10 protein-coding genes and 4 tRNA genes are annotated in these 13,309 nt (G+C 65.5%); 7 read left to right on the forward strand and 7 right to left on the reverse strand.

All coding sequences use genetic code 11. The annotated features are described in order from the left end of the window. Positions 1-8: 8 nt before the first annotated feature. Both ACLMAL_RS01645 and ACLMAL_RS01650 read left to right on the forward strand, forming a co-directional pair. Complete coding sequence (locus ACLMAL_RS01645) at positions 9-2,468, forward strand: glycerol-3-phosphate 1-O-acyltransferase (protein ID WP_411997443.1); 2,460 nt, start codon at positions 9-11, stop codon at positions 2,466-2,468. Beyond that, complete coding sequence (locus ACLMAL_RS01650) at positions 2,468-3,964, forward strand: HAD-IB family hydrolase (RefSeq protein ID WP_411997444.1); 1,497 nt, start codon at positions 2,468-2,470, stop codon at positions 3,962-3,964. Before ACLMAL_RS01645 ends, ACLMAL_RS01650 begins: the two co-directional genes overlap by 1 nt. Before the next feature lie 85 nt (positions 3,965-4,049). Here the strand turns inward: ACLMAL_RS01650 and ACLMAL_RS01655 are convergent, their stop codons facing one another. The 6 genes from ACLMAL_RS01655 to ACLMAL_RS01680 form a co-directional block, all read right to left on the reverse strand. Continuing rightward, positions 4,050-4,769 (reverse strand): polyprenol monophosphomannose synthase, encoded by a 720-nt coding sequence (locus ACLMAL_RS01655; RefSeq protein ID WP_411997445.1) that lies wholly within the window; start codon positions 4,767-4,769, stop codon positions 4,050-4,052. 434 nt (positions 4,770-5,203) lie between these two features. After that, the gene (locus tag ACLMAL_RS01660) at positions 5,204-5,386 is read right to left on the reverse strand and encodes a hypothetical protein (RefSeq protein ID WP_328408850.1); all 183 of its coding nucleotides are present in this window, start codon (positions 5,384-5,386) and stop codon (positions 5,204-5,206) included. 587 nt (positions 5,387-5,973) lie between these two features. Next, a tRNA-Phe gene (locus ACLMAL_RS01665) sits at positions 5,974-6,050 on the reverse strand. Positions 6,051-6,109: 59 nt separating this feature from the next. Further along, positions 6,110-6,183: transfer RNA gene (locus ACLMAL_RS01670), tRNA-Asp, on the reverse strand. A 28-nt stretch (positions 6,184-6,211) separates the two neighbouring features. Then, positions 6,212-6,284 (reverse strand) — tRNA-Glu (locus ACLMAL_RS01675). A gap of 94 nt (positions 6,285-6,378) precedes the next feature. Next, on the reverse strand, positions 6,379-7,044 hold the full coding sequence (locus ACLMAL_RS01680) for a TetR family transcriptional regulator (protein WP_328408848.1): 666 nt from the start codon (positions 7,042-7,044) through the stop codon (positions 6,379-6,381). An 870-nt stretch (positions 7,045-7,914) separates the two neighbouring features. On the opposite strand from ACLMAL_RS01680, the gene ACLMAL_RS01685 reads away from it, so the two are divergent. The 3 genes from ACLMAL_RS01685 (at position 7,915) to ACLMAL_RS01695 (ending at position 10,029) form a co-directional block, all read left to right on the forward strand. Continuing rightward, positions 7,915-7,987: transfer RNA gene (locus ACLMAL_RS01685), tRNA-Lys, on the forward strand. 157 nt (positions 7,988-8,144) lie between these two features. Further along, positions 8,145-8,735 (forward strand): DUF937 domain-containing protein, encoded by a 591-nt coding sequence (locus ACLMAL_RS01690; RefSeq protein WP_411997446.1) that lies wholly within the window; start codon positions 8,145-8,147, stop codon positions 8,733-8,735. Positions 8,736-9,063: 328 nt separating this feature from the next. Beyond that, entirely contained in the window at positions 9,064-10,029 is a 966-nt protein-coding gene (locus ACLMAL_RS01695) for an acyl-ACP desaturase (RefSeq protein ID WP_411997447.1), read from the forward strand. 90 nt (positions 10,030-10,119) lie between these two features. Here the strand turns inward: ACLMAL_RS01695 and ACLMAL_RS01700 are convergent, their stop codons facing one another. Then, positions 10,120-10,548, reverse strand: a complete 429-nt coding sequence (locus ACLMAL_RS01700; protein ID WP_411997448.1) for a hypothetical protein — start codon at positions 10,546-10,548, stop codon at positions 10,120-10,122. 516 nt (positions 10,549-11,064) lie between these two features. On the opposite strand from ACLMAL_RS01700, the gene ACLMAL_RS01705 reads away from it, so the two are divergent. Continuing rightward, the gene (locus ACLMAL_RS01705; RefSeq protein ID WP_328408840.1) at positions 11,065-11,931 is read left to right on the forward strand and encodes an SDR family oxidoreductase; all 867 of its coding nucleotides are present in this window, start codon (positions 11,065-11,067) and stop codon (positions 11,929-11,931) included. Positions 11,932-12,086: 155 nt separating this feature from the next. Beyond that, positions 12,087-13,229: a tRNA dihydrouridine synthase DusB gene (gene dusB / locus ACLMAL_RS01710; protein WP_406239226.1), complete on the forward strand. Its 1,143-nt coding sequence runs from the start codon at positions 12,087-12,089 to the stop codon at positions 13,227-13,229. Positions 13,230-13,309 lie beyond the last annotated feature (80 nt).

Below are 13,309 nucleotides of genomic sequence, written 5' to 3' on the forward strand. Positions count from 1 at the left end.
ATCTGGTCATGATTGATCACCGCGGGGACTCGCCCGCGCAGGCTCAGCGAGCAACGACACCCGGATCGGTGGTGGCCCTCGTCGACGCGAGCTCCAGAGTCGAACGCGAGCTCGTCGGCGCCTGGCTCACCGACGGCGGCATCGCCAAGGAATTCGGCGTGCACGCACCCGTCACCCAATTGGACTTGGACGCCGATGCCATCGCCACCCGGCTGGCCGGCCGCAGCGACGATCCACTCGTTGTCCCCGTGCGGGTGCTGTGGCTGCCCCCCGAACGCGACGGGGTCCGCCGTGTCACCTTCGCCGACCTGGCGCTGCTGAGCAATCCGCGCAAGCCGCACTGGCTTGCCCAGCGCAGATTGATCGGCAAGTCGCCGGACCGACACGTCGTGCTCACCGGGCAGCCCGCGCTGCTCAGCGAGTTGCGCGCCAATAACCCCGAGGCCACCGCGATGTTCATCGCGGGCTCCGCAGAGCCGTTCGCCCGCGCCATTGTGCGCGCCGCGCTCGTGGTGCTGGAACGCGCCGAACGCAATGTGATCGGTGATCGGTACAAGGTGCCGCGGCTGGTGGCCGAGGAGATCCTCGACTCTCCCGACTTCCTGCACCGGCTCGACGTCATCGCCGACCAGATCGGCGCAAGCCCGCACGAGGTGTACCGCAGGGCCGAGAAGGGGCTGCAGGAACTCGTTGCCGCACAGAGCAGGCTGGTTTCGGACCTGTTCACCCAGGCGATGCGTCCGGTGCACGCCTCTACCTGGAAGGTGCACACCGAGGAATCCGGGCTCGCCGGACTGCGGACCCTCAACCGGCGTTATCCGCTGGTCTTCCTACCTTCGCACCGCTCCTACGTCGACGCATTCGTGCTGGGTGATGTGCTGGCCCGCAATGATTTTCCGCCGAACCATGTGATCGGCGGCGCGAACCTCAGCTTCTGGCCGATGGGCCCCATCGCCCGGCGCACCGGCACCGTCTTCATCCGGCGCAGCTTCGGCGACGACGAGGTCTACAAGGCGGTGGTCGAGGAATACTTCGCCTACCTGCTCGCCAAGCGATTCAACCTGGAGTGGTACTTCGAGGGCGGCCGCACCCGCACCGGCAAGCTACGACCGCCGCGCTACGGGCTACTGAATTATGTTGCCGCCGCGGTCCGTTCGAATCGCATCGACGACGTCATGCTGGTACCGGTGTCGATCACCTATGAGCGACTCAACGAACTCGGCGCCATCGCCACCGAACAGGTGGGCGGGCAGAAGAAGCCCGAGGGCCTGGCTTGGCTGGCGCGCTACGTTCGTAGCCAACAGCATTCGGCCGGACACGTCTATGTGAGCTTCGGCGAGCCGCTGTCCGCGCGCGACCGGCTTGCGGCGTATGGCGATCCGCTCGTCACGCCACCGCTGTCCATTCCGCTACACAGCACCGATTCGGCGCTGGATGGGCCGGGCTCCACTGCCGCCGAGGAAGCGATCGCCGAACGGGAGCGAAAGGCCGTGCAGCGGCTGGCGTTCGAGGTCGCCGTCGGCATCAACGCCGTCACCCCGATCACGGTGAACGCGCTGGCCACCCTGGCACTGCTCGGTGTGCACGGACGCGCGCTGACCCGCGGCGAGGTGCGCGCAGTGCTCGATCCGGTGCTGAACTATATCGAGAAGCGCGCGCTGCCCAGCGGTGAGCTCGATGCGCTGCGCGACGAACAGAGCCTCGCCGTGGTGCTGGAACAGCTGTCGCTGGCCAAGGTTGTCACCGTCTATCGCGGCGGGCTGGAACCGATCTACTCGATCGAGGCGGGCGCCCACCTGGAAGCCGCGTTCTACCGCAACAGCGCCGTGCACTGGTTCATCAACCGCGCGATCCTCGAACTGTCCATCCTGACCGCGCTGGACACACCAGCACCGAACCAGCTGAAGGCAGGCTGGGACGAGGCGTTCCGACTGCGCGACCTGCTGAAGTTCGATTTCTTCTTCCCCGAACGGTCCGAGTTCGCCGAACAGATGACCACGGAAATGCTGGTGCTCGACCCGGACTGGAACACCCACACCACCGAGGACACCTTCGGCACCGATGTGCTCGCCACCCTCACCGCCTCCGGATTCATGATGGCGCACCGCACCTTGCGTTCCTTCTTCGACGCGCAACTGGTGGTGGCCGAACGGCTTGCCGCCCGTGACCCCGCCGAGGAGATCGACCGCAAGCTGTTCATCGACGAGTGCGTCCGGGTCGGCAAACAGATGATGCTGCAGCAGCGGCTACACAGCCCGGAATCGGTATCGACCGAACTATTCACCAGCGCACTGAAACTCGCGGACAACCACGGGCTGCTGACACCGGTCGGGCGGGATTCGGCCAAACGCAGGGCCGAATTGACCGAGCGCAGACTCGAGTTCGCCGAACAACTGCGCGCCATCGGCAACCGTATTTCCCAGGCCGCCACCTTGGATCCGTCGAACCGACTAGTGCAGGAGCCGTGATGGGTGCGCGCAACACTACGGCGCAGCAGGAAGGCGCGACTATCGCGCATAGCGAGACTGCGCCAACGGATCTCGAGGCGGCGATCGCCGCGATCCGGTCGGGCCCGCAGGGACCCGAAATCGCCGCTGTCTTCGACTTCGGCGGCACCGTCGTGGACGGGTTCGCCCGGCCCTCGCTGTTGCGGCGCGTCTTCCGGCCGAACGCCCCGACAGCGGCCACAACGCTGCTCGGCGGCATTCGCAACGGCCTCACCGACGGCGAGTACGGGCGGTTCGTGCACCTGTCCATGCACGCGCTGGCGGGGCGGCCGGAGGCGGAACTCGACGCGCTCGGCCAGCGTCTCTTCGAACGATCCATCTACGGGCGCCTGTATCCCGAAGCGTGGCAGCTCATCCGAGCCCATGAGGCCGCCGGGCACACCCTGGTGCTCGCCACTTCGCTGACCAGGTTCCAGGTAGCGCCCGCGGCCGCCGCACTCGGCATCGAGCACGTGTTGTACACCCCGATGGCGACCAGCGAGGGCATCCTCACCGGCTACGTCGAGGGAAAGACGTTGTGGCGCAACGGCAAGTCCGATGCGGTCGGCAGTTTCGCGGCCGCAAGAGGCGTCGACCTCGGCCGCAGCTACGCCTATTCCGACACACTCGCCGATCTGCCGTTGCTGTCGCTGGTCGGCCATCCGGTGGCGGTGAACCCCGATAAACGGCTCAGCGTGGTAGCCGCCGAACAGGATTGGCCGAAGCTGACGTTCCGGCCACGACAGACCCCGAGCCCGGCCGACTACGGCCGGACGATCGCGGGGTTCGCCGCACTCCTCGGCGGCGCCTTCCTCGGCGTGATCGCCAAGTCCTACACACGGCAGCGCAGAAAGATGGCCGATGGACTGATGGCCTATGCGACGCGCGGCACCCTCGGGGCTATCGGTGTGCGAATCCGCGTCTCCGGCGCGGAGCATGCGCGCACACCGCGGCCTGCGGTATTTCTCTTCAACCACCAGAGCCAATTCGACGTCATCATCGTGCCCAAGGTCCTGGCGGGCGGCGTCACCGGCATTGGAAAGAAGGAACTGACCCGTAATCCGATATTCGGGCCGTTGATGCGTTTCGTCGGAGTGACATTCATCGATCGCTCGAATACCGCGCAGGCGAAGGCCGCGCTGGCGCCGGTGGTGGAGACGCTGCGCGCGGGTCTATCCATCGCCGTCGCCCCCGAAGGCCATCGCTCGTACACACCGAGCCCGCTGCCGTTCAAGAAGGGCGCGTTCCATATCGCGCTACAGGCCGGTGTGCCGGTGATCCCGGTGGTGATCCGCAACGCGGGCGAAATCTCGTGGCGCAATTCGATGGTCGCGCGCAAGGGCACGGTCGACGTCGCGATCCTCGCGCCCATCGATGTGAGCGGCTGGGATCCCGACGATATGCAAGACGAGGTCGAGTCGGTGCGACAGCTCTACCTCGACACGCTGCTGAACTGGCCGAAACCGGACGCGGACTAGTGCTTTCGGGCACGACGAGACGAGCGTTGTCGAACAAAGCCCAGCGCCCCGCATTCGAGTACGACGCGGGACCCTGGGCGTTCGGCTACACCTTGCGACCGAAGAGCAGCTTCCACGGCATCAGGGCCGACTCCAGCTGCACCTTGAGGCTCATCTTCGATGCGCCGAGGGTGCGCTCCTCGAAACGGATCGGCACCTCGGCAATCGTGATGCCCTGTTTGATCGTCCGATAGTTCATCTCGACCTGGAACGAATAGCCGTTGCTGCGGATCGAGGCGACATCGATCGCGCGCAGCGTATCCGCCTTCCACGCCTTGAAACCGGCGGTGGCGTCCTTCACACCGAGCCGCAGAATCAGGTTCACGTAGAAATTGGCCCACGACGAGAGCGCCTTGCGATACCACTTCCACTCCGCGGCGGTCGACCCGCCAGGCACGTAGCGCGATCCGAGAACCACGCCGGCATCGGTGGTGGTCAGTTTCTCCAGCATGGCCGGAATCACCTCGGCCGGATGGGATAGGTCGGCGTCCATCTGGATCACCACGTCGGCACCTTCGTCCAGCGCCCGGGTGATCCCGGCGATGTAGGCCCGGCCCAATCCGTCCTTCTCGGTGCGATGCAGCACGCCGACGACGTTCGGCAGCTCGACCGCCAACTTGTCGGCGACCTCACCTGTCCCGTCCGGCGAATTGTCATCCACCACGAGCACATGCAGGTCGGGCACTGGCAGCGCCGTCAGCCGCTCCACCGCAACCGGCAGATTTTCCCGCTCGTTGTAGGTCGGCACAACAACGGTAACCCTCAAGGGTCGCCCTCCCTGCTCACCTGTCAGCCCCGAGCCCACGACAGGACCCCGAGCATTCGTCTGATTTCAGGAAACCGTACTTGATCGACCTAAACAGCATCTGAGCGCACTCCCCGACGTTCCGTCAACTTTCGTCCCACCTCCGGGGCTGAACCAGATACCTGTGCAACAGTCGCTCGGAAATGCCTCGGGCGCAAGGACATTCTGTTGCCTGCGCCACGGCCGGTCCGCTCGCCAAGCTTTTTCTGGTTCACACCCGAACGAAACTGCTCGACCTTCCAGCGAGTTGCTCGGCGTGCCGGACGACGACAAGAACGCATTTCGCTGCTGGACCGCCGTCGGCGGCGACGACAAGACGCACTTCGCGATGGTCTGACCCGGTTGTGCGCGGCGCCCGTCGTGTCACAACGACGTGCGCCGCGCCGCGGTTTTCCTCATTCGCCTTCGCGCCACGACCGATCCCGCGCATCCTCGCGCTCATTGCGCGCACGCACAATCTCCAACGCCCGCTCAGCGGTGGCCTGATCCGGATACGGCCCCATCCGATCCCGGAACCAACACTGCCGCCCCTGCTCGGCCCGGTTGTGCTTCAGGCAGTAATACCAGCGCTCAGCCATACCCCCAGCATCCCACCGATCCCCCAGCCGATCCGAGATTTCGGGCAAAGCCCGACACAACCGTTGGCCTGGTACGAAGGTGACCACATCGGTAGGCCCGAGGGCCAAGCATGACCCTGAGCCGGGAGCCGGGAGCCGGGAGCCGGGAGCCGGGAGCCGGGAGCCGGGAGCCGGGAGCCGAACGTAAACCCCATCCGGGGTCCGAGGGCCAAACGTGATCCCGATCCGGGGGTCCGGGGGGCGCCCGGACCATCGGCGATGCCGCTCATCCGGCGCGTCCCCGACGGCACTCGGCCTCTATCTCCGCGGGAGAGACTCGAGCTCGAGCAGTGCGGCCAGGGGTATCGGCGCGACGAGTAGCAGTTCGCCGCGGCACGGGCCGGTACTGCGAGCTGACGAGCGCATCCGATCAACCGGTCCGAGCAACAACCAGCACCGAGGTAAACCGTAGGCTGTGATCAGCGTTATAGAAGCCGTGCGACGTACGTGCAACATCGGGCGGAAAACAGCGGTCACCGACGGGCACTCGCCCCAGCAGGGTATAGACGCGAAAAATCCCCCTGACCATGTGCAATGTCAAGAGGATTTGGTGGCCAGGGCCGGGATCGAACCGGCGACCTTCCGCTTTTCAGGCGGACGCTCGTACCAACTGAGCTACCTGGCCGCAGGCACCCGTATTGAATGCCATACGCGAAGTGCCGGATTGCTCCGGCACTTATCTTGCGACCCTGACGGGACTCGAACCCGCGACCTCCGCCGTGACAGGGCGGCGCGCTAACCAACTGCGCCACAGGGCCTTGCGTGCTACCAACGATCCGAAGACCGTACCCCCTACGGGATTCGAACCCGCGCTACCGCCTTGAAAGGGCGGCGTCCTAGGCCGCTAGACGAAGGGGGCTCGTCCTGGATTCCTCCAGACCGGCTTTCAACGGGTGTCCGTTGGGAGCTCGGTTAGCTTATGACAGACCGGTAGCGCTTTCCAAACCGGCTGGTCACAGCCCTAAACCGAGGTCTTCCAGGCGAGCTCGAGCCTGCCACCCATCCTTGCGGAACTTCTCGGCCCACTCTGGAGTGGCCATGGCCTCGACGATCACCTCGAGCGCCTCCTGGAACCTGGCGCGCAGATCCGACCCGCCGCCGAAGAGGTCCACCATGTAGCGCTGACCCGCGAGTGCGGCGGCCAGCGTGCGGGTGAAGCGATCCGGGTCCGCGTCGGTGCGCAGCTGCCCCTGCTCGACAGCACGGATGGTCAGCATCCTGGTGGCGCGGCCGAGAATCCGTCCACCACCGGTTTGCACGTCCCGATAGAAGTCGGGCTCGATGATCAACCGGTACTCGGCCTGGACGATGATGTCGTGCTCCAATCGCAGCGCCATCTCGTCGATCATGCCGTGCAGGATGTCCAGCGCACCGAGATCCGTTCTGATGAGCCAACGTTCGGCCGAGGCGCGATAGCGCTCGACCGCCGTCTCCAGTACGGCGCGAGCCAGATCTTCCTTGGAATCGAAATGAAAGTACATGGCGCCCTTGGTGGCGCGCGATCCCTCTAATATGCGGTTGAGCGATGCAGCGGCATAGCCGCTCTTCCCGAACTCAACGGCGGCGGACCTGATAATCGCCGCGCGTGTCCGGCGGGCCCGCTCTTGCTGCCGTGCCATGCTCGAAACGCCTCCGAAGCCTACTCGCCGCCAATCGATGCCCCCAAAGGAACAGACCCTTGGCGCGAAGTTATGAGTTTTATCAATACTTCAAACCGGGTTTTCGCCCAGTTTCAAACTTTCGGTACGAAAACTTGCGAAAAACCTCAAAAACACCAGCTGGTATAGTTTTCCTGCCCGGGTGCGCCGCAGGGGGTGCGCACCCGGGTATTTCTTCGTCTCGGATCTGCCTCCCCCGGCGTCGATTCGTAGTTCGCCACGATCGGCCATACCGGTCGCGACACGTTCGAACACAACAACGATAGGCCGAATTCCGGAACGCCGGGCAAGACGGCGATTCTTCCGGCATTCACCAAGTCGTCACCGTACCCGGAATCGTCATCCGACACGCGGCAAACTGGAGAGTAGGGTTGCAGACAGACTCGACTATCTGTTACGGCAAACATCTCGCAATCAATTCGAGTTGCCTGCTCGATTTCCGAATTCGACAGCGTCGCAGCCACGTTCACCCGAGTCGACCGGCCGACCGATGACGTGTCCATTCGACGCGCGGCACCAGCCCGCGCCGACGACGCGCTCCCCCGAGCTTCGGCCCCGCGCCCCCCGCAAATCCAAAGACTTTGGTAGGCAACATGTTTCGATGATATCCATGTCTCGGCGAAATGAACAAAGCTGGGTACCAAATGTTTACCGGCAGCATCGTCGCGCTCGCGCCCTTTGTTACCCGCTGCCACACCGCCTCTCGGCGCGTGCCACACCGCCTCTCGGCGCGGCCGGCACGGCGCAGACACCGGCCGCACCCAGCGGCATCGGACGCGCCGCCGCCCCGGTTACCGGATACGCGCCAGGCCCACTACACTGTCCCTCCGCGCCCCTATAGCTCAGTTGGTAGAGCTACGGACTTTTAATCCGCAGGTCGTAGGTTCGAGCCCTACTGGGGGCACCTTGTCGGGCGTCCGGTTCCGTACCGGACGCCCGACCTTTCTCATCGATGGGCGACGCGCCCGCTCCGGCCATCAACACCACACCGCCCCCGGGGTTTCCCCTACTGTGGGCGCGTACCTGTACATCCGGGACATCCTCGACGACAGGCGGATCTGATGACTTCTTTCGATGATTTGCTCTCCCAGGTACCCATCGCCCAGATCGCCGAGAAGCTCGGCGTCGACCAGAGCACCGCGACCAACGCGGTCAAGGCGGCGCTGCCGACGCTGCTCGGCGGATTGCAGGCCAATGCCACCCAGCCGGAAGGCGCCGCCTCGCTGGTCGGCGCGCTCGACAACCACGGCAACCTCGTCGAAGGCGAGGGCCAGGTCGATATCGATGAGGTCGACGTCGCGGACGGCTCGAAGATCGTCGACAACGTCTTCGGTGCAGAGAAGAACACGGTGATCAGCGCGCTCGGCGCTACCGAGGGCACGGGCGGCAACGACCTGGTGTCCAAACTGTTGCCGATGCTCGCCCCGATCGTGCTCGCCTATCTGGCCAAGCAGCTGACCGGTGGCGGCGGTGGCACAGGCACACCGCAGACACAGACAGGCGGCGGCGCCATCGGCGACCTGCTCGGCGGGCTGCTCGGCGGCAGCAGCAACAGCGGCGGCATCGGCGGCGCGATCGGCGAGGCACTGGCCAAGAACGCAGGTGGCCCTTTGCGGGACGTGCTCGGCAGTCTCTTCGGCGGCAAGCGCTGAAGCAGCGCTGCAACACTCGATGTCGGCCGTGCGAGCCGGTCCTGCCGCCAGCGGCAGTCCCGCATCAAGGCACACTGTGTGATCGAGCACGCTGGGCTAACAACTCTCGGCCCGTAGCGATATTCCCCTCGTTGCGGGCCGAAGCCATAGACTCGACGCGGTCGCCGAGCGCCAACGAAGGCGTATGACGTGTATCACCAGGGCATCGATTGCCAGGCAGATGCGTTTCGCATCACACTTACGGTGCCGTAAGGTATGGCCGCATCGGCACGGTCCTATCTTGGGGGGACGACCCGCAAGAGCGCACGCACACATGAAGGGCATATGCATGGCAAGGGATCTGACTCAACTCGAGCTGCTCACGGAGTTGGAGCCGGTTGCCGAAGAAAACGTCAACCGGCACCTCTCCCTGGCAAAGGAATGGCATCCGCACGACTATGTCCCGTGGGACGAAGGCCGCAATTTCGCGGCACTCGGCGGGGCGGATTGGGACCCGGAGCAGTCCCGGCTGAACGAGGTCGCCAAGGCGGCCATGATCACCAACCTGCTGACCGAAGACAACCTGCCCTCCTACCACCGTGAGATCGCCGAGAACTTCTCTCAGGACGGCGCATGGGGCACGTGGGTGGGTCGCTGGACCGCCGAGGAGAACCGCCACGGCATCGTCATGCGCGACTACCTGGTTGTCACGCGCGGCGTCGATCCGGTCGCCCTCGAAGAGGCGCGCATGATCCACATGACCAACGGCTTCGCCTCGCCCACCGAGGCCGACGCGGGCTTCCTGCATTCGGTCGCCTACGTGACCTTCCAGGAACTCGCCACCCGGGTCAGCCACCGCAACACCGGCAAGGTCTGCGACGACCCGATCGCCGACCGCATGCTGCAGCGCGTCGCCGCCGACGAGAACCTGCACATGATCTTCTACCGCAACATGTGCGGTGCGGCGCTGGATCTGTCGCCGGATCAGTCCATCGAGGCGATCACGTTGATCCTGGAGAACTTTCAGATGCCGGGCGCAGGCATGCCCAACTTCCGTCGCAACGGCGTGCTGATGGCCAAGCACGGCATCTACGACCTGCGCCAGCACCTCGAAGAGGTGGTGCAGCCGGTCCTCAAGAAGTGGGACATCTTCGAACGCACCGACTTCACCCCCCGTGGTGAGGCGGTCCGCGATCGACTCGCGATCTTCCTGGAGAAGCTGGCGGGCGACGTGGTCAAGTTCGAAGAGCAGCGCGACCGCATGCTGGCCCGCGAGGCGAAGAAGCGCGAGCTGGCCGGGGTTGCCGCGGGCTGATCCCCACCGACATAAACGCGCCGCCGCCCGGATATCCGGGCGGCGGCGCGTTTATGTCCCGCTATCTCGTTATTGCCATAGCCAGCTATTTCATCGGGGCAGTGCACCGCCGACGCCGCCGACATCGGTGATCTTCCAGCCCGAGTTCTTATCCAGCGTGACGTTGTAGGTCACCGAGGTCTGCGCACCCTCAGGGCTTTGCGCATTCGTCGAACTCACGTTGACGAATACATTCACCTTGACGATCCCGTCCTGTTCCGACATCACCTTTGCGGTGATCGGCGTGGCCGTCGAGGTCCACTTCAGCGGCACCAGAATCTGTTCGAGTTCGGGCCCTGTCGCCTCGAACTTGTTGGCCGGCTGCGGCGCGGTATTCGCCTTCAGCTTCGCGACCCAGGCATTGATGTCCTGATAATTGACCGTTGCCGCGCCGACCGAGTATTCGGTGGCGACCTGCTCGGCTTTCCGGTCGTCCGCGGCGTGATCATTTCGCTGGGTTATTCGTGTCGAGCCGACCACAGCAGTCCACTCAGCACACAGACCGCGACGACGAGCGCAGCAATGACGGCGCCCCGGATTACCGTCGAAATCCGGATCGACACCGTTCCCGGGCGGGCGGGCTTCGCGTCCGATGCTGCCGCGGTTGTCGATGCGGTTGTCTGTCCCGCCGTCGGCGCGCTGTCGCGGCGTCGTCCCCGCCCGTACCGGTGTCTTCGATCCGTGCTGTCATGCGGCCTCTCCGATGAGTCTGGTGTGTCGAGACGCTCCCACCACCAACGGCAGGTGTTACTCGGAGTACCGGGTTACTGAGGTCGGATAACCGCGCCGTAGGCCCCTCGGCCCTGCGGCTACACCGCCGCGCGCGCCGGCACCGCGCTTCGGCCGAACTATGCATGGCGAATCCGCCGACGATTCCGGCTGCGAACCTCGACACTTGGGATATCCGCGCCGAACGAGCGGCGCAACCGGCCGCGAACGGCGTGCTGCGCTGCACGGCCACATCCCACGGGACGAGCACGCAGGAAGGCCGAGAATATGACCAGCACAGCGAAGGACGCGACCCCACTCGCAGGCAAGGTCGTCGCGATCACCGGCGGCGCGCGCGGTATCGGACGCGCCACCGCGGCAGCCTTCCTCGCCGCGGGCGCCGCGGTCGCGATCGGCGACATCGATGTCGAGTTGGTCGCCAAGACCGCGGCGGAGCTGGGCGCGGACCCCGCTGCCAAGATCGTCGGACTGCCGCTGAACGTCACCGACCGTGCCTCCTTCGCCGCCTTCCTCGACTCGGTGGACAGCGAGCTCGGTCCGTTGGATGTGCTGGTCAACAATGCCGGCATCATGCCGACCGGCCTGTTCGCCGACGAAGACGAGGCAATGACCGACCGCATCATCGACATCAACCTCAACGGCGTAATCCACGGCTCCCGACTGGCCGTCAAACGATTCACCGACCGCGGCAGCGGCCACCTCATCAACATCGCCTCACTGGCCGGAACCCAAGGCTTCCCCGGCCTCGCCACCTACTGCGCAACCAAGCACGCGGTGGTCGGCTTCACCTCGGCGCTGCACCTCGAGATGAAAGAGCACGGCGTGCACGTCGGCGCGGTGCTGCCCGGCATCGTGCGCACCGAGCTGTCCGCCGGTGCGAATATGCCGAGGTGGATCACCCCGCTGACCACCGTCGACCCCGAAGACGTCGCCGCGGCCATCGTCACATCGGTGCAGCGGGAGAAGCCGATGGTTACCGTGCCACGCAGGCTCGCCGCCATCATCAAGTCGGCACAGCTGCTGCCCTACCGTGCACAGCTCGCAGTGGCCCGATTCACCGGTGCGACAACCGCTTACGCGCAGCCGGATGCCGCGGTGCGGGAGATCTACCACCGTCGGCTCCGGGGGGAGTAGTTCCTTTCGGTCGGGCTCGGGGACTGCTCGGTCGACCGCGACTCGGCTACTGGGTGGGCAGGTCCGTCATCAGGTCAGGGAGTGAATCAGCGCACGTCGCGCACCAGCAGCTTCGGGGTCTGCCGGCCCCTGATGAGACACTGGACGGCGTGACGATGACTACCGAGGCGAAGACCACGCTGCGGATCGGACCGTATCCGGTCGATCCGCCGGTGGTGCTGGCGCCGATGGCGGGCATCACGAACTTGGCATTCCGCAAGCTGTGCCGGGAGTTCGGCAGCTCCACCTCGATCTATGTCTGCGAGATGATCACCGCGCGCGCAGTGGTCGAACGCAACGAGAAGACGCTGCACATGATGTCCTTCGACGAGGACGAGCACCCGCGCTCCATGCAGCTCTACGGTGTAGACCCGGCCACTCTGGGCGAGGCCGTGCGCATCATCGTCGGCGAGGGGTGGGCCGACCATATCGATCTGAACCTCGGCTGCCCGGTGCCCAAGGTCACCCGGCTCGGTGGTGGCGCGGCACTGCCCTACAAGCGCGCCCTGTTCAGCAGAATCGTGCAGGCCATGGTCAGCGGCGCCGAACCGGCGGGCGTCCCGGTGACGGTGAAATTCCGTATCGGTATCGATGACGATCATCTGACCTATCTCGACGCGGGCCGCATCGCCGAGGCCGAGGGCGCCAAGGCCGTCGCGCTGCACGCCCGCACGGCCGCACAGCGGTATTCCGGCCAGGCCGACTGGACCGCCATCGCCAGGCTCAAGGAAGCCGTACAGACGATCCCGGTGCTCGGCAACGGCGATATCTTCTCCGCCGCCGACGCTGTCCGGATGATGGACGAAACCGGTTGCGACGGTGTCGTAGTCGGCCGCGGCTGCCTCGGCAGGCCGTGGCTGTTCGGCGAACTGCAGGCGGCGCTGCGCGGTGAGCCGCTCCCGGAGGCCCCGAACCTCGGACGCGTCGGCGAGGTGCTCTACCGGCACGCGGCGCTGCTGTCCGAGCACCTCGGCGAGGACAAGGCCATGCGAGATCTGCGCAAGCACATGGCCTGGTATCTGATGGGTTTCCCGGTTGGTGCGGATCTGCGCCGGTCGTTCGCCACGGTGTCGCGGCTGACCGAATTGCAGGATCTGATCGGCCAACTCGATCCGGACGCCCCGTTCCCGCGGGACGCCGAGGGGCCGCGCGGACGCCAGGGCTCGCCGGGCAAGGTCGCGTTGCCGCACGGCTGGCTCGACGATCCGGAGGATCCCGCGGTACCGGAGGGCGCGGATCTGATGCACAGCGGCGGCTGATTTCAGCAGGCCGCGCACCACGCGAAACACCCGTGTGGCCTATTCGATTTCCCGCTGGGCTGGCTCGTCGTGGCGGAATC

This window comes from Nocardia sp. CWNU-33, assembly GCF_046764895.1.
Lineage (GTDB): Bacteria > Actinomycetota > Actinomycetes > Mycobacteriales > Mycobacteriaceae > Nocardia.

Bases quoted from the DNA above. Each gene is read 5' to 3' on its own strand.
- ACLMAL_RS01645 (WP_411997443.1), top strand. From the start codon at position 9: ATGATTGATCACCGCGGGGACTCGCCCGCGCAGGCTCAGCGAGCAACG.
- ACLMAL_RS01650 (WP_411997444.1), top strand. From the start codon at position 2,468: ATGGGTGCGCGCAACACTACGGCGCAGCAGGAAGGCGCGACTATCGCG.
- ACLMAL_RS01660 (WP_328408850.1), bottom strand. From the start codon at position 5,386: ATGGCTGAGCGCTGGTATTACTGCCTGAAGCACAACCGGGCCGAGCAG.
- ACLMAL_RS01680 (WP_328408848.1), bottom strand. From the start codon at position 7,044: ATGGCACGGCAGCAAGAGCGGGCCCGCCGGACACGCGCGGCGATTATC.
- ACLMAL_RS01690 (WP_411997446.1), top strand. From the start codon at position 8,145: ATGACTTCTTTCGATGATTTGCTCTCCCAGGTACCCATCGCCCAGATC.
- ACLMAL_RS01695 (WP_411997447.1), top strand. From the start codon at position 9,064: ATGGCAAGGGATCTGACTCAACTCGAGCTGCTCACGGAGTTGGAGCCG.
- ACLMAL_RS01705 (WP_328408840.1), top strand. From the start codon at position 11,065: ATGACCAGCACAGCGAAGGACGCGACCCCACTCGCAGGCAAGGTCGTC.
- dusB (WP_406239226.1), top strand. From the start codon at position 12,087: ATGACTACCGAGGCGAAGACCACGCTGCGGATCGGACCGTATCCGGTC.